Below are 19,858 nucleotides of genomic sequence, written 5' to 3'. Positions count from 1 at the left end.
GAAGGGCGGGATCCATCCACGGCCGAGGGCGCCGGGCCGCCGGCCTGACAGGGCATCAGACCTCGACCGCGCTGACGGTCGCGCGCTGGCGCGCCGCCAGGACCCGCTTGTCGTGCTCGCGGATCGCCGGCTCGTTCTCACGGAACAGCGAGTACAGCGGCGCCGCGACGAACAGCGTCGAGTACGCGGCGACGATGATGCCGACGAAGATCGACAGCGAGATGTCCGTCAGCGTCTGCGCGCCGAGCCAGAACGCTCCGATGAACAGGATCGCGCCGACCGGGAGGGCCGCGATGACCGCGGTGTTGATCGAGCGGACCAGCGTCTGGTTCACCGCCAGGTTCACCGACTCCCCGAAGGTGCGGGACGACTTCGCCCCCTCCTCCGTGGTGTTCTCGCGGATCTTGTCGAACACGACCGTGGTGTCGTACAGCGAGTACGCGAGGATCGTTAGGAAGCCGATCACGGCCGCCGGAGAGATCTCGAAGCCCGCCAGCGCGTAGACCCCGATCGTGATGATCAGCACGTCGAGCAGGCCCAGGATGGACGCCGCCGACATCTTCCACGTGCGGAAGTAGATCGCCAGGATAAGGAAGGTCAGCGCGAGGAAGATCGCCAGGCCCCAGAGCGACTGCCGGGTCACACCCTCGCCCCAGCTCGGGCCGATGAACGACGTGTTCACCTTGTCCTCGGAGACGTCGTACGCCTTCGCGAGGGCGGCGGCGACGTCGTGCGACTGCTGCTCGCTCTTGAGCTGCGCCGTCTGCACTCGGATGTCGCGGTTGTTGACCGTGGTCACCTTCGTCGTGACGTTCGGCAGCACCGATCGCACAGCGGTCGTCGCGATTCCCTGATCGCGGTTCGACGGCGCTTCGACGGTGAACTGCGAGCCGCCGGTGAACTCGATGGAGAACTGCACGGGGCGGAACAGCGGCACGAGCGCCGAGCCCACCACGAGCAGGATCGCGACGATGAACCAGATCCGCCGCTTCCCGACGAACGGGAAGGAGGTCTTGCCGGAGTAGAGGTCGTTACCGAGCTCGTTCATGGAGCGCATCAGTCGTTCTCCCCGTTCCGGCTCGCGCCCTGGGACGCGTCGGCCAGTGCCTCCGCGCGCTTTCGTTCGGCGATGGTCTGCCGGCGCTCCGCCTCACCGCGCGAGCGGCTGACGCGGGCGGCCCGTCCCTGCGACCCGGTGACCACCTCGCGGTACTCGCTGCGACCGCGGTAGACCGCGCCGAGCGCCTCCGGATCCATGCCGGACAGCGGGTGACCGTTTCCGAAGAACCGGGTGCGCGCGAGGAGCTGCATGACCGGGTGCGTGAAGACCACGAAGATCAGCACGTCGATGAGCGTCGTGAGGCCCAGCGTGAAGGCGAAGCCCTTCACCGTGGCGTCGGCCAGGATGTACAGCACGACCGCGGCCAGGATGTTGATCGACTTGGAGATGTAGATCGTGCGCTTGGCGCGGCTCCAGCCGTCCTCGACCGCACCGGTGATCGACTTGCCGTCGCGCAGCTCGTCTCGGATGCGTTCGAAGTACACGATGAACGAGTCCGCCGTGAACCCGATCGAGACGATCAGGCCGGCCACACCGGCGAGCGACAGGCGGAAGCCCATGCGCCACCCCAGGATGCAGATCAGCACGTACGTGATGACCGCCATCACCGCGATGGACGCGATGATCACGAACCCGAGCGCGCGGTAGCTGAGCAGCGAGTAGATCGCGACGAGACCGAGTCCGATCAGGCCGGCGAGCAGGCCGATCTGCAGCTGCTGGGATCCGAGCGTGGCCGAGATCGTGTCGGAGCTCTGCACCGTGAAGCTCAGCGGGAGTGCACCGAACTTGAGCTGGTCGGCGAGGCTCTTCGCGGTCTCCTGCGTGAACGAGCCGCTGATGGACGGGCGACCGTCCAGGATGACGCCGTTCATGGAGGGCGCAGAGATGACGGATCCGTCGAGCACGAACGCGAACTGGTTGCGCGGCGTCTGGTTCTGCTGGGTGAACGCGTACAGGCGCTGGCTGACCTTGCCGAAGGCGTCGGTGCCCTTGCCGTCGAAGGTCAGGTTGACCTCCCACTGGCCGTTCTGCTGGTTGAGACCCGCGGTGGCGTCCTTGATCGATGTGCCGTCCAGCTCGACCGGGCCGAGCAGGTACTTGGCCTGGCCGCTGCTGTCGCAGGCGATGAGAGGCTGATCGGCGGGCTGCTTCGCCGCCTCGCGCTTGGTCTTGCAGTCATAGGCGAGGAACTCGGCCTGCAGCTTCGGCGTCACCCACGACATGTCGCTGCCGTCGGTCGGCTTCGGCGAGGGCGTGGAGGCGAGGTCCGGCGCCGGCGTGGGGTACGGCGTGGACTTGCCGTCATCCCCCACGAACGAGGTCGCCGGGCTCGTCGCCGCGAGCACCGCGCGCAGCTCCATCTTCGCGCTCGCCTGGATGCGGTTGCGCGTCGCCTCGTCCGCCTTGCCGGCGATCTGCACGACGATGTTGCGGCCGCCCTCGGTCGTGATGTCGGACTCGCCGACGCCCGAGGCGTCGACGCGCTGACGGATGATCTGCGCCGCCTGGGTGAGCTGTTCGGCGTTCGGATCCTTGCCGTCCGCGGTCTGCGCGCTGAGGATGATCTGCGTGCCGCCCTGCAGATCGAGGGCGAGCTGCGGTGTCCAGGAGCTCTTGCCGAAGCCGTACACGCCGAGCGCATTCAGGCCGAAGAGCACGCCGATGGCGATGAGCAGGCCGAGCAGGACCCGCCAGGCGTGCTTGACCGGAGAAGACGATGCCACGAAGGTTCTTCGCTTTCTGAGGGGTGGGAGTGCGACGGCGCGGGGCGCGCGTCAGTTCTTGTCGTCGGCCTCGCGCTGCAGACGCGCGCGCGTCTCCTCGGCAGACTCGATGCGGATGTCCTCAGGACGCTCGTCGAGCGGCGTGTGCTCGTCCAGCGGCGTCTGCGCGGCCTCGTCGGCCGGCGCCGCCTGCTCCTCGTCCACGATGCGCAGGATCGCCTGCGAGTGCACCTCGATGACGACGCCCGGGGCGACCTCCACCTTCGCGGGGCGGTCCAGGTTCTCCGGATCGAACTCGACGATCGTGCCGTAGATGCCGCCCTGGAGCAGCACCTTGGCGCCGGGGACCGTCTCCTGCGCCTTCTTCTCCTGCTCCTCCTTCATCCGCTTGTTGCGGCGACGGGTCGAGAGCACCATGAAGACGAGCAGGATGGCCAGGACGAAGAACAGGCCGTACTGCGAGAAGAAGGTCGCGAAGTTCATGCGGAGAGAGAGCCTTTCGGGCGCGCGCCGGCGGTGGGGCGCAGAAGGGTGGAGACGGTGGAAGTCTTCAGCGATTATAGGTCATCGAACAACGCGGCCCCCTCGGGGTGCGCGACCCCGAGGTGCGCGTAGGCCTCCGGCATGGCGATGCGCCCGCGCGGAGTGCGGCCGAGGAAGCCGATCCGCACGAGGTACGGCTCCACGACGCTCTCGATGGTGTCCGCCTCCTCGCCGACCGACACCGCCAGGGTGCTGAGGCCCACCGGTCCCCCGCGGAAACGGCGCACGATCGCGTCCAGCACCGCCCGGTCCAGGCGGTCCAGCCCGATCCGGTCGACGTCGTACAGCTCCAGCGCGGCACGGACGTCCTCGACGGCCGCGGAGGACCCGCCGCCGTGCACGAGCGCGTAGTCCCGCACGCGGCGCAGGAGCCGGTTGGCGATGCGCGGGGTCCCGCGGGATCGGCGGGCGATCTCCTCGCGCGCGATCGCGGGCACGTCGACGCCCAGGACGATCGCGGAGCGTCCGACGACGCGCTCCAGCTCGGCCGGATCGTAGTACTCGAGGTGCGCGGTGAACCCGAATCGGTCGCGCAGGGGGTTCGGCAGCAGTCCGGAGCGCGTCGTGGCGCCGACGAGGGTGAACGGCGCGAGCTCGAGCGGGATGCTGGTGGCGCCCGCGCCCTTGCCGACCATGATGTCGATGCGGAAGTCCTCCATCGCGAGGTACAGCATCTCCTCGGCGGAGCGCGCCATGCGATGGATCTCGTCGATGAACAGCACCTCGCCGGGAGTCAGGCTGCTCAGTAGCGCCGCGAGATCGCCCGCGTGCTGGATCGCGGGGCCGCTGGACATGCGCAGCGGGCGCCCGCTCTCGTGCGCGACGATCATCGCGAGCGTGGTCTTGCCGAGTCCCGGCGGGCCGGAGAGAAGGATGTGATCGGCCGGCCGGTCCTGGATCCGGGCCGCCTCCAGGAGCAGCTTCATCTGCCCGCGCACCTTGTGCTGGCCGACGAACTCGTCCAGGCTCGACGGGCGCAGCGCGCCCTCGATCGCGAGCTCCGCCTCGTCGACCGCTTCGCTCGAGTCGCGGAACTCAGCCACGGGCGCCGCCGCCCTGTGCAGGTCCGAGCGTCGCGAGCGTGCGTCGCAGCAGCAGGGCGACGGACCCGCGCTCGGTCTCGCTGGCATCTGCCGTGCTGCGCTCGGCGGCGTCGGCGGCGACTCGCTCGGACCAGCCCAGCCCGATGAGCGCGGCGATCAGCTGCGTGCTGATCTCGTCGGGAATCGATGCCGCCACCGGAGCGGCCGCGGGAGGCTGCAGCTTGCCGGTGAGCTGCACGACGATGAGTTTCGCGGTCTTCGGCCCGATACCCGAGACCCGTCGGAACGGCGCGTCGTCGTCCGCCGCCACCGCCGAGGCGATCTGATCGACGGACAGGTGCGAGAGCACGCCGAGCGCCGACTTCGGCCCCACCCCCGTCACGGACAGGAGATGACCGAACACCTCCAGTTCGGCGGGATCCGCGAATCCGTAGAGCGACAGGGCGTCCTCGCGCACGATCAGCGCGGTGTGCAGGCGCAGCTCCTGTCCGACGCGCGCCGTGTGCGCCACATCGCCGGGGACCGCGACCGAGAAGCCGACTCCCCCGACCTCGATCACGACGGAATCCGTGGTGGTGGACAGCACGGTGCCGCGCAACGAGGAGATCATGTCAGCAGTCTACGCACGTGCTCGTAGGTATGTTCGAGCGACACGCTCCGCGTCGGCCCACGCCTTCTGGGCCGGCGTCTGCCCTCCGGCATCTGCTGCCGTAGTCACGAGCCCCGGGCCGCGCCACGCGTGGCAGAGCGCGATGGCCAGCGCATCAGCGGCGTCCGCAGGCTGCGGCGGAGCATCCAACCGCAGGATCCGGGCGATCATCGCCTGCACCTGCTTCTTGTCCGCGGAACCGTATCCGGTGACCGCCGCCTTGACCTCGCTCGGCGTGTGCGTGGCCGCGGGCAGCCCGTGCTCGGCCGCGATGAGCAGCGCCACCCCGCTCGCCTGCGCCGTGCCCATCACGGTGTGGCTGTTCTGCTGTGCGAAGACGCGCTCCACGGCGACCGCCTGCGGCGTGTGCTCGGCGATGACCGCGCGGATCCCCGCAGCCACCGCGGCGAGCCGCTCGCCGATCGGCGCGTCCACGGGCGTGCGGATGACTCCCACGTGCACGAGGGTGCCGCGGCGCATCGGGTCGACGTCGACGACGCCGACGCCGCAGCGCGTGAGCCCCGGGTCGATGCCCAGCACGCGACGGGTTCCGGTCATCCCCCCAGGCTAGGCGCTGGCCGCCTTGCCACGGCCGAGGCGCTCCGCGTACCCGGTCCCTGAGCCCGTCGAAGGGACACACCCCACCCGGTCCCTGAGCCCGTCGAAGGGACACGCCCCACCCGGTCCCTGAGCCCGTCGAAGGGACACGAGTTCTCCACAGCCCGGTTCCGGCCCTCGCGAGGAGGGAAGGATCGACGAATGGCATGGACATACATCGTCGAATGCGCGGACGGCTCGTTCTACACCGGCAGCACGGACCTCATCGACGTCGAGGCGCGGATCTGGCAGCACAACAACGACCGAGATATGAGTGCGAAATTCACCCGCAGACGTCGCCCGGTGCGCTTGGTCTATGCCGAGGCGTTCGACCGCGTCGAGGATGCGTTCGCCCGGGAGAAGCAGATCCAAGGATGGTCCCGAGCGAAGAAGCTCGCACTCATCGAGCTCCGCGGGGCGGATCTGCCTGATCTCTCGCGTCCACATCGACGCGACGTCGCTTCGACAAGCTCTGCGACTGGCTCTGCACCCGACTGTGGCGAGGCGAGGTCACTTCGACAGGCTCAGTGACCGACTGTGGCGAGGCGAGGTCGCTTCGACAGGCTCAGTGACCGACTGTGGCGACGCGAGGTCGCTTCGACAGGCTCAGCGGCCGGCGGTGGCGACGCCGGGCAAGAACGACGAAGGGGCCGACGGCGCCGCAGCGCACATCGACCCCTTCGGAGGCTCGGAGGCTTATTCGTCGTTCTCGAGCTCGGCCTGCACGTCGGGGGTCAAGTCGAAGTTCGCGTACACGTTCTGCACGTCGTCGCTGTCCTCGAGCGCGTCGATGAGGCGGAACACCTTGCGGGCGGCCTCCGCGTCGATCTCGACCTTGAGGTTCGGAACGAACTCGACGTCGGCCGACTCGTACTCGATCCCCGCCTCCTGCAGGGCGGTGCGCACCGCGACCAGGTCGGAGGCGTCGGTGATGACCTCGAAGCCCTGGGCGTGCGGCTCGATCTCCTCGGCCCCCGCCTCGAGTGCCGCCATCATGACGTCGTCCTCGGTCGTGCCCTCGGAGGAGACGACGATGACGCCCTTGCGGGTGAAGTTGTACGCGACGCTGCCCGGGTCGGCCAGAGTGCCGTTGTTGCGGCTGAGCGCCGTGCGCACCTCGGCGGCGGCGCGGTTCTTGTTGTCGGTCAGACACTCGATCATGAGGGCGACGCCGCTCGGGCCGTAGCCCTCGTACATGATGGAGCTGTACTCGACGGATTCGCCGCCGATACCTGCGCCGCGCTTGATCGCGCGGTCGATGTTGTCCTTGGGGACCGAGGTCTTCTTCGCCTTCAGCACCGCGTCGAACAGCGTCGGGTTGCCCGCCTGGTCGGGTCCGCCGAGCTTCGCGGCGACCTCGATGTTCTTGATGAGCTTGGCCCACGACTTGGCACGGCGTGCGTCGATGACCGCCTTCTTGTGCTTGGTCGTGGCCCACTTGGAATGCCCGGACATATGTCTCCTGCTCGTATCCGCCCCGGGGTCGCTCCCGCCAGGGCATCGTCCATTCTAACGAACCGGGATGCGCGGCTCTGCGATCCGATTCGCCCGCGCTCCTGTGCCGCCACCTCAATCCATGAGACTGCAACTGCGCGACGACACCGCAACTCTGTGCGGCAGTCTCGTCGCGCAATTGCAGTCTCGCGGTACCGCGCCCGAACTCAGGGGCTCGGCGGATCCGGATCCGTCAGGCTGCGAGAGCCGCGCGCCGAGCCTCTGCCACTTCGAGCAGGCGGGCGTGCAGGCGGGTCTCGCCGTTCATCTCCGGGTGGAAGCTGGTGCCGAGCAGGTTGCCCTGCTCCACCGCCACCACGCCGCCATCCGCAAGCGCGGCGATCGCTCTGGCTTTGGGCCCAACGCGCGTGATGAGCGGGGCACGGATGAAGGTCGCCGCGACCGGATCCTCGATGCCCTCCACCTGGAGCTCCGTCTCGAACGACTCGACCTGTCCTCCGAACGCGTTGCGCGCGACGGTCACGTCCAAGCCGCCGAAAGTGAGCTGCCCATCGATCGCGCCCTCGATCTCGTCGGCGAGCAGGATCAGACCGGCGCAGGTGCCGTAGACGGGCAGACCCTCTGCGATGAGCGCGCGCAGCGGATCCCGCAGCCCGAAGATCCTGGACAGCTTGTCGATCACACTCGACTCGCCGCCCGGGATCACGAGTCCATCGAGCTCCGCCAGCTGCTCGGGGCGGCGGACGGCGACCGCCTCCGCCCCGAGCGAGGTGAGGATCGCAGCGTGCTCGCGGACATCGCCCTGCAGGGCGAGCACGCCGATCCGGAGGGCGGATGTCACCAGCCGCGCTCCGCGAGACGGTGCGGCGCGGGCAGGTCCGACACGTTGATGCCGACCATGGCCTCGCCGAGGCCGCGCGAGACCTGCGCGATCACCGCGGGATCGTCGTAGGCGGCCGTCGCCTTCACGATCGCGGCGGCACGCGCCGCCGGGTCGCCCGACTTGAAGATGCCGGATCCGACGAAGACGCCGTCGGCGCCGAGCTGCATCATCATGGCGGCGTCGGCCGGGGTCGCGACTCCGCCGGCGACGAACATGACGACCGGGAGCGCGCCCTTCTCCGCCACCTCGGCGACGAGCTCGTACGGCGCCTGCAGCTCCTTCGCGGCGACGTACAGCTCGTCCTTGCTGAGCGAGGTCAGCCGGGCGATCTCGCCGCGGATCGTTCGGATGTGCTTCATCGCCTCGGAGACGTCGCCGGTGCCCGCCTCGCCCTTGGAGCGGATCATCGCCGCGCCCTCGGTGATACGGCGCAGCGCCTCGCCGAGGTTGGTGGCACCGCAGACGAAGGGCACCGTGAAGCCCCACTTGTCGATGTGGTTCACGTAGTCGGCGGGCGAGAGCACCTCGGACTCGTCGATGTAGTCGACCCCGAGCTCCTGCAGCACCTGCGCCTCCACGAAGTGGCCGATGCGCGCCTTCGCCATCACCGGGATCGAGACGGCCGAGATGATGCCGTCGATCATGTCCGGGTCGCTCATGCGCGAGACGCCGCCCTGGGCGCGGATGTCCGCGGGCACCCGCTCGAGAGCCATCACGGCGACGGCGCCGGCGTCCTCGGCGATCTTCGCCTGCTCGGGCGTGACGACGTCCATGATGACGCCGCCCTTGAGCATCTCCGCGAGGCCGCGCTTGACGCGGGCGGTGCCGGTGGTGGATTCGGGTGCCAGTTCTGTCATAGGACATATCTTACGCTGTCTGCGACGGTACCCCGACACCATCCCGCCGGTGATCGGATCCGCCGGAGCAGGTGAGAGGATCGAGGAATGCTCACCGTGCTCTCGATCCAGTCGGCCGTCGCGTACGGCCACGTCGGCAACTCCGCGGCGGTCTTCCCGCTCCAACGCATCGGCGTCGAGGTGCTGCCCGTCTACACCGTGAACTTCTCCAACCACACCGGATACGGCGCATGGCGCGGTCCGCTGATCGCCCCGGAGGACGTCCGCGAGGTCATCACCGGCATCGAGGAGCGCGGCGTTCTCGGCGAGATCGACGCCGTGCTCAGCGGCTACCAGGGCGGCGAGGGCATCGGCGACGTCATCATCGACGCCGTCGCGCGCGTCAAGGCCGCCAACCCGAACGCCGTGTACGCCTGCGACCCGGTGATGGGCAACGCGAAGTCCGGCTGCTTCGTCGCGCCGGCGATCCCCGTCCTGCTGCGCGACCGCGTCGTGCCGGTCGCCGACATCATCACCCCGAACCAGTTCGAGCTCGGCTTCCTCACCGGCACCGAGCCCGACACGCTCGAATCGACGCTCGCCTCCGTCGACGCCGCCCGCGCGATGGGCCCGAACACCGTGCTCGTGACGAGCGTGGAGCGCCCCGATCGCGAGGAGGGCACGATCGAGATGCTCGCCGTCGACGACAAGGGCGCCTGGCTCGTCGCGACCCCGCATCTGCCGATGAAGGCGAACGGATCCGGCGACGTAACCGCGGCCCTGTTCACGGCGCACTACGTCGAGACGGGCGACGCGAAGGTCGCCCTCGAGCGCACGGTGTCGAGCGTGTACGAGCTGCTGCGACTCACCCTCGAGTCGGGCGCGCGCGAACTGCAGCTCATCCCGGCTCAGGAGTTCTACGCGAACCCGCCTCTGCAGTTCACCGCACGTCAGGTGCGCTGAGGACCGCTGGCTGAGTCACCGGCTGCGCCGTGATCGGCGCCCGGGACTCAGGCGGGCCAGGCCGCCGCGACCGTGTTGCGCACGTCGCCCAGCAGCTGGGGCAGCGCCTTGGTCTTGGCGATGATCGGGAAGAAGTTCGCGTCGCTGTTCCAGCGCGGGACGACATGCTGGTGCAGGTGCGCATCCACGCCGGCGCCGGCGACGGCGCCCTGGTTCATGCCGATGTTGAAGCCGTCGCATCGCGAGGTGGCCTTGAGCACCCGCATGGCGGTCTGGGTGAGCGATCCGATCTCGGCGACCTCCTCGGTGGTCGCCTCGTCATAGGTCGCGATGTGGCGGTACGGGCAGACCAGGAGGTGCCCGGAGTTGTATGGGAACAGGTTCAGCAGCACGTACGCCGTCCGTCCGCGAGCGACGATCAACCGCTCCTCGTCCGGGTGCTTCGGCGCCTCGCAGAACGGGCACTCCTCGCGCAGCGGCTCGGGGCCCGCCTGGATGTAGGTCATCCGGTGCGGCACCCACAGGCGCTGGAACTCGTCGGGGACGCCGGCCAGATGTGCGGCGTCTTCGAGCCGCGCGTCGGCGGCGCCCCCGTCGACGGTCATGCCAGGTCGCCCGCCGTCTGGATCAGCGCGTGGCTCTCGACCGCGCGGCGCACACGCTCCACGGCATCGGCGAGAGGGACGCCGTTCTCCTGGGTTCCATCGCGGAACCGGAACGAGACCGTTCCCGCGGCACGGTCCTGCTCCCCCGCGATCAGGATCAGCGGCACCTTGCCGGTGGTGTGGTTGCGGATCTTCTTCTGCATGCGCTCGTCGGAGTGGTCGACCTCGGCGCGCACACCGGCCTCGCGGAACGCGGCGACGGCGTCGTCCAGGTAGTCCGCGAACTCCTCGGCCACGGGGATCCCCATGATCTGGACCGGGGAGAGCCAGAGCGGGAAATCGCCGGCGTAGTGCTCGAGCAGGATCGCGAAGAACCGCTCGATCGATCCGAACAGGGCGCGGTGGATCATGATCGGGCGCTTCTTCTGCCCGTCCCGGTCCGTGAACTCCAGATCGAAGCGCTCCGGGAGGTTGGGGTCGACCTGCACGGTCGACAGCTGCCACACCCGCCCGATCGCGTCGGTGGTCTTCAGGTCGATCTTCGGACCGTAGAAGGCCGCCTCACCGGGCACCTCGGTCAGTTTGAGGCCGGATGCCAGGGCCACGTTGCGCAGCGCGTTCGTCGAGTACTCCCAGAACTCGTCGGATCCGATCCACTTGTCCTTTTCGTCGTCGCGCATCGACAGCTCGAGCTCGAAGTCGCTGAGCCCGAAGTCGCGCAGCATCGAGAGGATGAACTCGAGGACCTTCGTGACCTCGGACTCGAGCTGGTCCGGCGTGACGAAGAGATGCGAATCGTCCTGGGTGAAGCCGCGCACGCGCGTGAGGCCGTGCAGGGCGCCGGAGAGCTCGTTGCGGTAGACGGTGCCGTTCTCTGCGAGCCGCAGCGGCAGGTCCCGGTAGCTGCGTGCACGCTCCCGGTAGATGAGGATGTGCATCGGGCAGTTCATCGGCTTCAGGTAGTAGTCCTGGCCCTGCTTGGTGATGTGCCCCTCCTCGTCGCGCTCCTCGTCCATCCGGATCGGCGGGAACATGCCGTCGCGGTAGGTGACGAGGTGGTTGGACGTGAGGAACAGGTCCTCCTTGGAGATGTGCGGCGTGTACACGTAGTTGTAGCCGGCGGCGATGTGCCGGCGGCGGGCGTGCTGCTCCATCTCGCCGCGGATGATGCCGCCTCGCGGGTGCCAGACCGAGAGACCGGATCCGATCTCGTCGGGGAAGGAGAAGAGATCGAGCTCCTTGCCCAGGCGACGGTGGTCGCGCTTGGCAGCCTCCTCCAGACGCTGCTGGTAGGCGCGCAGTTCGTCCTTGGTCGGCCACGCCGTGCCGTAGATGCGCTGCAGCTGCGGGTTCTTCTCAGATCCGCGCCAGTAGGCCGCGGCGATGCGGGTGAGGTCCCAGCCGTTGCCGATCATGCGGGTGTTCGGCAGGTGCGGGCCGCGGCAGAGGTCCTTCCAGACCACCTCGCCGTCCTTGGAGACGTTGTCGTAGATGGTCAGCTCGCCCTCGCCGACCTCGACCGAGGCGCCCTCGGTCTTGTCGGCGCCACCACCCTTGAGCCCGATGAGTTCGAGCTTGAACGGCTCGTCCGCGAGCTCCGCCCGCGCCTCCTCGTCCGTGACGACACGGCGGACGAAGCGCTGGCCCTCGCGCTGGATCCGCTGCATCTCCTTGGAGATGGCCTTGACGTCCTCGGGAGTGAACGGGGTGTCCACGCCGAAGTCGTAGTAGAAGCCGTCGGTGATGGGCGGCCCGATGCCGAGGTTCGCCTGCGGCTTGATGCGCTGCACGGCCTGGGCGAGCACGTGCGCCGTCGAGTGGCGCAGGATCGCGAGGCCCTCGGGGCTGTCGATCGTGATCGGCTGCACGTCGTCGCCCTCGTTGACGACGGCGGCGAGGTCCTTCTGCTGCCCGTTGACGAGCATGGCGACGACGGAGCGGTCGCTGTACGGTCCGTTCGCGCCGTAGAGCGCGAAGCCGTCGCAGGGGTAGGACGGCAGTTCAGGGGCGGACACGGGGTTCTCAGACAAAGGAAGTTCTCCAGTTTGGCGACGGTCTCGGCTCAGCTTCGGGCGCGTCGGCGCCCTGCCCGCTCAGGCCCTGAGAGTTCGCGTGCCGGTGACCGCGACGACGGTCGCGTGCGTCTGCCGGGCGAAGTCCATAGGAGAATCCTACGCCGCGGCGGCCAGAGCCTGGTCCAGGTGCCGCTGTGCGAGCCGCCAGGCCCCTGCCTCATAGGCGACCACGACCAGGACCGGCCCGGCCAGCACCACGAGCAGGCATACTCCGAGCGGCATGCCGGCGAACGCCACCACGATGCCGAGCACTGGCAGCACCATCGCGAGTGCGTGCAGCGGCAGCCCCTTGGGCGAGTGCACGAGATACGCATGCAGCAGCGACGTCGAGGCCATGAAGACGATCACCGGGACCGCGATCATGAGGATCACGACGGGCGTCGCGACAGGGTCCTCGTGTCGATACGCGTAGCCGATGGCGTGCAGGCCCGCGCCGACGGCAGCGACGCTCGCGAAGATGAACGCATGCCCGTAGCCCCACACGAACGATCGCTTGCGGTGCACGGCGAGGATCGGACCGGACGGCATGATCGTGTACGACCACCACAGCCCGAAGGTCATCGCGACACCCGCTGCGATCACGACGATCGCGTCTGCCGACCAGCCCTTCTCGTGCGAGACCTCCTGGGCGGCGGCGAGCGTGCCGATGACGGTCTCGCCGAGGGCGATGATCGTCAGGAGCGAGTACCGCTCCGCGATGTGATGCGCGTGCCAGGGCGTACCGCGGCGTTCGCCCTCGCCCTTGCGCTCCGCGACGACCGGGCCGCCGAGCTCGACAAGCCAGCACAGCGCGGCGCCGATCATCGCGGTGCCGAACGGCAGCGGCGCCCAGGCGACGATGATCCAGCCGAGCTGCGCGACGGCGACGAACACCACGTAGGTGAGCGCGTGGGTGCGGTACGCGGGATCCCGGGCTGCCCGAAGCCACTGTGCGAGCAGCCCGACCCGCATGACGATGTAGCCGGAGACCATGATGCGGTTGTCGAAGACGCCGTGGGCCTCGACAGACTCGAACATCGTCGGCAGCCCGATCGCGAGCACGATCACGCCGGCCATCTGCACCATCGTGAACAGACGGAACAGCCAGTCGTCCGTGTCGAACGCGGATGCGAACCAGGAGAAGTTGATCCATGCCCAGATGACGGCGGCGATCGCGAAGGCGAACGCACCCACGGCTGCTCCCCCGTGCCCGGCGGCGATGCCCGCCGCCAGCTGGGTCCCCGCCACACCGAACGCCGCGGCGAAGACGAGGTCGTAAAGCGCCTCGAGCGGTGTCGCCGCCCGGTGCGGCTCGTGCCGGGCGCGCCCGCGCATCGGCCGCAGACCGTGCCGGTACCGTTCCACCGCGTTCGTCATGCTGCTCCCCCTTGTCCCCGGATCCCGCCTGATCTCGGGGAGTCGCCTCGAATCCTGCAGCGTCCAACCTAGCGCGAGCGGGGATCCGCCGACGTCGGCGACGTCCGAGGAGTGCAAGCCCCGGAACCCGAGCGGAGGCATGCATTGCACGCCGGCGGCGAGAGCACCGCGGAGCCCGCCTTGCAGGCGCTTCGCCCCGCGTCAAGCCACGTGCGCAGGGTCCCCACACGGGCTAGCTTCGACCCTGCTCCGCGGGAAGCACCCTGATGGGAGGCCCATGCACACCTCGACCCTCACCCCGACCGATCTCCTCCTCGACGGGCGATACCGGCTGTGCGAGCACCTCGGCAGCGGCGCCAGCGCCGACGTGTACCGGGCGGAGGATCTGCATCTGGATCGCATCGTCGCCGTGAAGCTCCTGCGCGAGACCACGCCCGGTGAGCGACCGCACCGCGAGACGGCGCTGCTGGCGTCTCTCGACCATCCCTCCCTCGTGACGCTTCTCGATGCCCAGCTCTCCCCCGGCCGACAGCGCTACCTGGTGATGGAGTACATCGACGGTCCGCCCCTCTCCGCCGTGATCGCCCGCGGCGCCCTCGACCGCGCCCACGCCGCCGTTGTGGGCAGGGACCTCGCCGATGCGCTGGCCCTCGTGCACGCCTCCGGGGCGGTGCATCGGGATGTGAAGCCGTCCAACGTTCTGATGCGCCCGTCGGCCGGTCCGGGGTGGCCGTGGCGGGCCGTCCTCGCCGACTTCGGGATCGCGCGGGGCACGAAAGACATGTCCGTGACCGCGCCAGGAATCACGGTCGGCACCGCGGCCTACATGGCGACCGAGCTCTTTCGGGGCAACCGTGCCACCCCGGCTTCGGATGTGTACGCATTGGGCGTGCTGCTGCTCGAGGCGCTCACCGGTGTTCCAGCGGCGCCTGCGGAGGCTTATGCCGCTTCGGCGGAACGAAGGGCGCCGATCGCGATCCCTGAGGCGCTGGGATCCGGATGGGTGCTGCTGTTGCAGCGCATGACCTCCGCGGACCCGGAGGAGCGGCCGTCCGCTGCGCAGGTGTCGGCGGCCGCCGCGGATCTGGCTGCCGTGGAGGCACACGAGCCGGTCCCCACGGCGCGCATCTCCACGTCGCCGAGGGCGCGCAGCTCCGTCCCGGCGCAGCACCGCGCATCACGCGGTTCGCCACCAGGGCGCGTCCATCTGGTCGTCGCGGCGTGCGTGGGGGCGCTCATCGCGGTCGGGCTCGCCGTGGCGGGGATCGGCGGGCTCGCGCATCCCGATGCTCCTCAGGCGGAACCTTCGAACGCCCCGCGCGCCTCTACGCCGACGCCCGCACCGCAGATCCCGTCGGAGGCGGTCCAGCCCGCTGTGGTACCGGCCGGGTCGGTCGTGCCGGCCGGCGACATCACGACGCGCGAGGATCCGGGCAAGAGCGCTGCCGCGCACGCGAAGCACGAGGAGAATGCCGAGCGAAACGGCGATGCGGGAAGGGGCGGCAATCCCCACGACGACAGCGAGAAGGGAAACCCGCACGATCAAGCCGACTCGAACGGGTGAAACCACAAAACCCCCGGGGTGACCGGGGGTTTCTCTTGTGCGCGATACTGGGATCGAACCATGAACTTTGCCTATTCGGGATAGGCGTGAATACGGCGACGCCAGTGTCTTCTAAGCATCATACGATTTTCGAGCGGCGCAAGAATCGTCAAGAAGTGGAATGAACTCCCGATCACAGTCCCACGCAGGGCCCACGGAAATTCGTATCCTCAGGTATTCACGGATACGCCGTGGATCAATCCGTAGGTATGGATTCAACACGTTTGAACAGCGTCGGGAATGACGTCGGACATAGTCGCTAGGGTCGTGAGCATGGACCATGAGTGCTTCGATGTCCCTGGCGTGATCTCGGATGCGGGCGTACTCCCGTGATGCTCACGGCGACACCCACTCCCCTGCCGGTTGCGACGGCATCGGGCCCCGAGTTCCTCGGCGTCCCGTTGGCTGTTTGGGCGTTTGGAGTCTCGCTGCTGAGCTTCCTGATTGCTCTGAGCGCTCTGTGCTGGCAGGTGACGAAACACTTCCTCGACGGTGGCCGCGTGAAGGTGTACCTCAACACCGCGATTCTGTACCCGGAGTACATGATCGCAACGAATCGATCCGGCAAGCACGCGTTGAAGAACGAGCATCCGGCAGAAGAGGTGACTCGTCGAGGGAAGGCGTTGGAGCTTGCCCAGCTCGTCGTCGAGAACCCTGGACGCACGGCCGTCACGATCTACTCACCGGGACTCCAGTTCAGCGGACACGGCAAGAAGAACCACACGGTAGTGCCGCGCATGTTCGAGACCGACGGGACGTTCGGCCCGGACGAGGCCATCACCGACACAGTCGTAAGGCTCGAGCCCTATGCACGCGTCACCTTTCTGCTCGACTACTGGAGCTCGGTGCCGGGCCTCATGAAGAAGGCCCCGAAAGGCTACGTGGATATCCGAGGACGCGTGAGTGTCGCTGGCCGCACCAACAGGCCGCAGAGGTCGAGCTATCGGAAGCGGTGGCGCATCCGCCGCGGCATGTACACCGCGATCGAGGGATCTCCGGACTTCACTCCTCTCGCGGTGCTGTGGCGGGAGATGTACATCCGCCTCCCGAAGCACGACGACGAACTGGATGTTCATCCGTCGCACGAAAGCCTCCCGACTCGTCGGTACGCTGCGGGCTTCCTGCTCGACCGCGCGATGTCGAGATTCGAGGAACGCCCTGAGCGCGAGGAGCTGACTGAGGTGCTCCACGAGCTCGCGAAGGCCGACGGCGACAAGTTCCCGCACTTTGGCCTGCATCTCTGGGAGGGATACGCGGCGCTCGACCGCATGGAGGGGCACTTGACACCGTGGACCGACGGGCTGTTCACGGCGGCGCACTCGAAGAAGACATCTGTGCAGGGGAACGCAACTGATGGTGACGACAAGAGCAGGCCCAAGGTTGAGTCGTCGGACGAGTCCTAGATGCTCGGAGGACATCGGGGCAAGCATCGACCACGCGGAGTACGAGCACATAAAAAGTCCGGGCAGTCTCTCCACCCGCGTACCACGAGCGATGGGTGCCGCACGTGCTCCGCGTGCGGTGGCGACTGCGAGCCGGATCCGTAGCTGAGTGAGGACGGCGCGAGGCGCGTATCGCGGCCGTGTGTCAGAAGCACGGCTTCCGGAGCATAGTTGATCCATTCGACGGGGCTGCGCTGATCGTTCGGGACCGCATCGGTGATGCCGTGTCGGCATGTTGCGGCGATAGCTCGACCCAGTGACCAACCGTTAGCCCCTGAAGTGCCATGGCTGTGATGAGAGATTCGTCGCCGAACGGGTCTGTGGTCATGGCAGACAGACTTTCGATCGCACACGCGGGTCATGAAGTGACGCCGTGTGTCACTTCGTGACTAGCGACGCTGTCTTCGCTCCGCGGCACGCGCTGCTCCCCGGCGAACGTTCTCCATTGCGTGCCCCCAATCAGAAACGATGGTCGGCCATGTAAAAGCCAGGGCATCATCGCCGAAAGGCCAGCACTCGGAGAGGTAGTTCATGAACGACTCGGTGCGCGCAATTCTGTCCTCGATGTCGAACACATCTCGGATATTCGCCCTCGCCGAGGGATCGAGGATTGGCGTGTCCACCACGACCGCATCTAGGTAGGGGAAGCTACTGGCCAGCTTCTTGTGCAGATATCCGCCTGCTGCCATGACCCTGACTAGGGTCCCAGCGTCCCCTTGGTCGTTGAGCTCAACCAGTGAGCTATCGATCGCGCGAGCAAGGTGAAATTCGGTCTGGTCGGGGCTGTATCCGAGCGTTTGTAGTTCCTGGGTAACAGATTTCAAGTCTGCAAACCCGCCGGTCTCACGCTCGCCCATCGCTTGAATGGAAGCGAGCATCAGGGGGAGCAGGAAGTGTTCTCGAGGGTCGTTGGTTGATACTGAGAACAGGTTCGGCACGGGCGAGGTGCTTGGGTCATAATATTTGTGGTCGCCGTAAAGGATTGCGCGCACAAACTCATGTAGCGGAATAACGTAGGGCCGGCCGGTTCGCTGAGCGTCAAGGATGCGGGACGTCTGAACGTAGCCGCTACCAACGAACGTCGAGACGAAGTCCAGAGCTCTTCGAGTGTTACCTGAACTCAGATTGTCAACAAGCTCGACGAGCGGACCATTGCTCGAAAACGCGTCGAGTAGTACGTCGATGTAGACAACTAGGCTATCGGAGTCGAGCGTGAGTCCTGCGGGGAATCCAGGCAACCGTCCCGCCCGCAGTAGTTCTTTTCGGGCAAACTCGAGGCGCTTCGTGATGACGAGATCGCTGCGCGGAGGAGAGACGGTGAATACTCGGGGCTGATAAGCCGCCAGCGCTCCCGTCCGTCGAGATTGGTGAAACGTATCCGGTCGAAGGGAGATGAAGACAGCTACCGGCCAGGTGTCAGCCAAGGATTGGCCAGCGACGAAGATCTGCTCCTGGAACGAGGGCTGATGCTGATCAACATTGTCGAGGACGACAACGAAGTTCATCCGGCGAGTTGCTTGGAGATGAGCAAGTGCGCGCTGAGTGTGCGTAAGAGCGTCGGCGAGGTGACGCTCGAGCATTTCTATCTGCTTGAGTGCATAAACATCGGGATTCGCTTCTTCCAGGTCTCCGTAGATGCCCTGTTTGAAATCGGCAATCTCCCTCTTGTAGACAGCACGTACGAACGACCGCTCACGAATGTCAAGGTCTAGCGATTCGAGCAGACCGCTCGCGACTGCACTGACTATGTAGTCGGATACGTCCTCCACGAGCCCCGAGTGCTTCAGGAAGTCGACGTAAAACACCACCGTGCGATCGAGAATGTCCTTGACGTCGACCCTGAAGAGGTGCTTGAGGAAGATGCTCTTCCCCACACCGACATCCCCAACCAGAACGATTGGACGACGGGCGATGGCTCCTGCAATGACTCCATCTGTCAGGTTCGGGTTTGGGCCGCGTCGGTCGCGTGCTGATTCGGTGTTCACCGCAGCATCAAGTACTTCGTAGCGGGTTCGCAGAATTTCTTTGCTTACCACCGCATACTGCGATAGCGCTCCGCTCGAGCAGTAACAATCGATGAGGAACTCGTCGGTGATGCTTTCCTCGCGGACAACGTCTTGGATGAACAGATCTCCGAGGATTCGCAGATCTGTTTCCATCTCACTTCCGATGCGAAAACCGGGGTATGAGGTAATACGACTCGACAGTGGGGAAGGTGGAGGAGCGGTTGTGGCACGCGTCGAAAGCGATCTCATGAGGTCTCCGCGAGAGACGCCTGCAAATGACAGATAGTCCCAAAGCTCGTTTACGCCAGCCAGCATGTCGCCGAGGCTGGAGTAGAACACAGCCTTTCCGTCTCGTGGCTTCAGCCCATCGGAGCGGCTCCCGAGGAAGAGTAACAGTTGGTGACCGTTGGACAGCGCTGCGAGACCCACGCCGCGCTCCTGGCAGTAGCGCAGTACCTGGTCTACCGCCGCGCGGTTCTTTTCAGAATGATCGCGAACAGAGCTGAGAGCGATCCGACCACTAGCGGTCCCAGCAGGCACTTCGAATGTGTATCCGCTTCGCTTCGCCTCGAGAACCACCCGTGCGTGAGGCGCTCCGAGCGTGTAGTCGAGATAGTCACCGTCGACATGCTCCTCGCAAACGACCTGATCAGACGACCAACCGAGCACATCGCGTAGCAGTGCGTCGATGAAATGTCGGCGCGTTGTGGCTTCGTTCATGGCCGCATCGACCGGGTTCGCAGCCAGCGCTCGTAGAGCCTCGACTCCACGCTCGAATTCGGTCATGATGCTCCTTGTCTGAAGTCACCGTATAGCCTTCGACTCCACATGCTGAGGATCTCAACCCGCGGCGTGCTGATTTGTCTGGTGCCGGCATCGTAGGAGAATTGGGCTCGTCGTCATGCCCATCGTGCGCGGCCAGGCGGGGCGCAGCTGATCCCGCTGAGCGACATGTGCCGGTGACGGCGAGGAGTCGGTGCGCTGTGGGACCGTCGGCAAGACGAAGGGTCGAACCCAC

General features: G+C 67.0%; 17 protein-coding genes. 4 read left to right on the top strand and 13 right to left on the bottom strand.

Annotation, left to right across the window (positions count from 1 at the left end; genetic code table 11):
- Positions 1–55: 55 nt before the first annotated feature.
- The 6 genes from secF to ruvC all read right to left on the bottom strand — a co-directional run bounded on the left by secF (position 56) and on the right by ruvC (position 5,577).
- Positions 56–1,057: a protein translocase subunit SecF gene (gene secF, locus AERO9AM_RS08880; protein WP_159575812.1), complete on the bottom strand. Its 1,002-nt coding sequence runs from the start codon at positions 1,055–1,057 to the stop codon at positions 56–58.
- A complete protein-coding gene (gene secD, locus AERO9AM_RS08875) occupies positions 1,057–2,784 on the bottom strand; it encodes a protein translocase subunit SecD (RefSeq protein WP_159575811.1) in 1,728 nt (575 codons plus the stop codon). The genes secF and secD overlap by 1 nt, the downstream gene beginning before the upstream one ends.
- A gap of 51 nt (positions 2,785–2,835) precedes the next feature.
- On the bottom strand, positions 2,836–3,267 hold the full coding sequence (locus AERO9AM_RS08870) for a preprotein translocase subunit YajC (protein WP_159575810.1): 432 nt from the start codon (positions 3,265–3,267) through the stop codon (positions 2,836–2,838).
- A gap of 74 nt (positions 3,268–3,341) precedes the next feature.
- Positions 3,342–4,370 carry a Holliday junction branch migration DNA helicase RuvB gene (ruvB, locus tag AERO9AM_RS08865; protein ID WP_236602549.1) on the bottom strand — a complete coding sequence of 343 codons (1,029 nt, stop codon included), beginning with the start codon at positions 4,368–4,370 and terminating at the stop codon, positions 3,342–3,344.
- Complete coding sequence (ruvA, locus tag AERO9AM_RS08860; RefSeq protein WP_159575808.1) at positions 4,363–4,980, bottom strand: Holliday junction branch migration protein RuvA; 618 nt, start codon at positions 4,978–4,980, stop codon at positions 4,363–4,365. The genes ruvB and ruvA overlap by 8 nt, the downstream gene beginning before the upstream one ends.
- 9 nt (positions 4,981–4,989) lie before the next feature.
- A complete protein-coding gene (ruvC, locus tag AERO9AM_RS08855) occupies positions 4,990–5,577 on the bottom strand; it encodes a crossover junction endodeoxyribonuclease RuvC (RefSeq protein ID WP_159575807.1) in 588 nt (195 codons plus the stop codon).
- 201 nt (positions 5,578–5,778) lie between these two features.
- Here ruvC and AERO9AM_RS08850 point away from each other — a divergent pair, with 201 nt between their 5' ends.
- Entirely contained in the window at positions 5,779–6,147 is a 369-nt protein-coding gene (locus AERO9AM_RS08850; RefSeq protein WP_159575806.1) for a GIY-YIG nuclease family protein, read from the top strand.
- A 165-nt stretch (positions 6,148–6,312) separates the two neighbouring features.
- Here AERO9AM_RS08850 and AERO9AM_RS08845 read toward each other — a convergent pair whose 3' ends face one another.
- The 3 genes from AERO9AM_RS08845 to pdxS all read right to left on the bottom strand — a co-directional run bounded on the left by AERO9AM_RS08845 (position 6,313) and on the right by pdxS (position 8,811).
- Entirely contained in the window at positions 6,313–7,071 is a 759-nt protein-coding gene (locus tag AERO9AM_RS08845; RefSeq protein ID WP_159575805.1) for a YebC/PmpR family DNA-binding transcriptional regulator, read from the bottom strand.
- A 232-nt stretch (positions 7,072–7,303) separates the two neighbouring features.
- Entirely contained in the window at positions 7,304–7,915 is a 612-nt protein-coding gene (gene pdxT / locus AERO9AM_RS17490) for a pyridoxal 5'-phosphate synthase glutaminase subunit PdxT (RefSeq protein ID WP_236602697.1), read from the bottom strand.
- On the bottom strand, positions 7,909–8,811 hold the full coding sequence (pdxS, locus tag AERO9AM_RS17485) for a pyridoxal 5'-phosphate synthase lyase subunit PdxS (protein ID WP_236602548.1): 903 nt from the start codon (positions 8,809–8,811) through the stop codon (positions 7,909–7,911). The genes pdxT and pdxS overlap by 7 nt, the downstream gene beginning before the upstream one ends.
- An 87-nt stretch (positions 8,812–8,898) precedes the next feature.
- Between pdxS and pdxY the strand changes: the two genes are divergently transcribed.
- Complete coding sequence (gene pdxY / locus AERO9AM_RS08835) at positions 8,899–9,753, top strand: pyridoxal kinase PdxY (RefSeq protein ID WP_159575804.1); 855 nt, start codon at positions 8,899–8,901, stop codon at positions 9,751–9,753.
- 47 nt (positions 9,754–9,800) lie between these two features.
- Here pdxY and AERO9AM_RS08830 read toward each other — a convergent pair whose 3' ends face one another.
- The 3 genes from AERO9AM_RS08830 to AERO9AM_RS08820 form a co-directional block, all read right to left on the bottom strand.
- Entirely contained in the window at positions 9,801–10,358 is a 558-nt protein-coding gene (locus AERO9AM_RS08830; protein WP_159575803.1) for an HIT family protein, read from the bottom strand.
- Complete coding sequence (gene thrS, locus AERO9AM_RS08825; RefSeq protein WP_236602696.1) at positions 10,355–12,283, bottom strand: threonine--tRNA ligase; 1,929 nt, start codon at positions 12,281–12,283, stop codon at positions 10,355–10,357. Before thrS ends, AERO9AM_RS08830 begins: the two co-directional genes overlap by 4 nt.
- Before the next feature lie 246 nt (positions 12,284–12,529).
- Positions 12,530–13,789: a low temperature requirement protein A gene (locus AERO9AM_RS08820; RefSeq protein ID WP_159575802.1), complete on the bottom strand. Its 1,260-nt coding sequence runs from the start codon at positions 13,787–13,789 to the stop codon at positions 12,530–12,532.
- 277 nt (positions 13,790–14,066) lie between these two features.
- On the opposite strand from AERO9AM_RS08820, the gene AERO9AM_RS08815 reads away from it, so the two are divergent.
- Together AERO9AM_RS08815 and AERO9AM_RS08810 are read left to right on the top strand one after the other, a co-directional pair.
- Positions 14,067–15,353, top strand: a complete 1,287-nt coding sequence (locus AERO9AM_RS08815; RefSeq protein WP_159575801.1) for a serine/threonine-protein kinase — start codon at positions 14,067–14,069, stop codon at positions 15,351–15,353.
- Positions 15,354–15,724: 371 nt separating this feature from the next.
- Positions 15,725–16,795, top strand: coding sequence for a hypothetical protein (locus AERO9AM_RS08810; RefSeq protein WP_159575800.1), 1,071 nt, complete (start codon positions 15,725–15,727; stop codon positions 16,793–16,795).
- Positions 16,796–17,223: 428 nt separating this feature from the next.
- Here the strand turns inward: AERO9AM_RS08810 and AERO9AM_RS08805 are convergent, their stop codons facing one another.
- A complete protein-coding gene (locus AERO9AM_RS08805; RefSeq protein ID WP_159575799.1) occupies positions 17,224–19,626 on the bottom strand; it encodes a hypothetical protein in 2,403 nt (800 codons plus the stop codon).
- Between the last annotated feature and the right edge of the window lie 232 nt (positions 19,627–19,858).

Origin of the sequence: Microbacterium sp. 8M, assembly GCF_902506375.1 — a bacterium.
Classification (GTDB): domain Bacteria; phylum Actinomycetota; class Actinomycetes; order Actinomycetales; family Microbacteriaceae; genus Microbacterium.
The sequence above is the reverse complement of the archived record's forward strand: the minus strand, read 5'-3'. Positions and strand labels throughout refer to the sequence as shown.

Coding starts and splice junctions, on each gene's coding strand:
- secF (WP_159575812.1), bottom strand. CDS start 1,057: ATGCGCTCCATGAACGAGCTCGGTAACGACCTCTACTCCGGCAAGACC.
- AERO9AM_RS08870 (WP_159575810.1), bottom strand. CDS start 3,267: ATGAACTTCGCGACCTTCTTCTCGCAGTACGGCCTGTTCTTCGTCCTG.
- ruvA (WP_159575808.1), bottom strand. CDS start 4,980: ATGATCTCCTCGTTGCGCGGCACCGTGCTGTCCACCACCACGGATTCC.
- ruvC (WP_159575807.1), bottom strand. CDS start 5,577: ATGACCGGAACCCGTCGCGTGCTGGGCATCGACCCGGGGCTCACGCGC.
- AERO9AM_RS08850 (WP_159575806.1), top strand. CDS start 5,779: ATGGCATGGACATACATCGTCGAATGCGCGGACGGCTCGTTCTACACC.
- AERO9AM_RS08845 (WP_159575805.1), bottom strand. CDS start 7,071: ATGTCCGGGCATTCCAAGTGGGCCACGACCAAGCACAAGAAGGCGGTC.
- pdxS (WP_236602548.1), bottom strand. CDS start 8,811: ATGACAGAACTGGCACCCGAATCCACCACCGGCACCGCCCGCGTCAAG.
- pdxY (WP_159575804.1), top strand. CDS start 8,899: ATGCTCACCGTGCTCTCGATCCAGTCGGCCGTCGCGTACGGCCACGTC.
- AERO9AM_RS08830 (WP_159575803.1), bottom strand. CDS start 10,358: ATGACCGTCGACGGGGGCGCCGCCGACGCGCGGCTCGAAGACGCCGCA.
- thrS (WP_236602696.1), bottom strand. CDS start 12,283: ATGCTCGTCAACGGGCAGCAGAAGGACCTCGCCGCCGTCGTCAACGAG.
- AERO9AM_RS08820 (WP_159575802.1), bottom strand. CDS start 13,789: ATGACGAACGCGGTGGAACGGTACCGGCACGGTCTGCGGCCGATGCGC.
- AERO9AM_RS08815 (WP_159575801.1), top strand. CDS start 14,067: ATGCACACCTCGACCCTCACCCCGACCGATCTCCTCCTCGACGGGCGA.
- AERO9AM_RS08810 (WP_159575800.1), top strand. CDS start 15,725: ATGCTCACGGCGACACCCACTCCCCTGCCGGTTGCGACGGCATCGGGC.
- AERO9AM_RS08805 (WP_159575799.1), bottom strand. CDS start 19,626: ATGACCGAATTCGAGCGTGGAGTCGAGGCTCTACGAGCGCTGGCTGCG.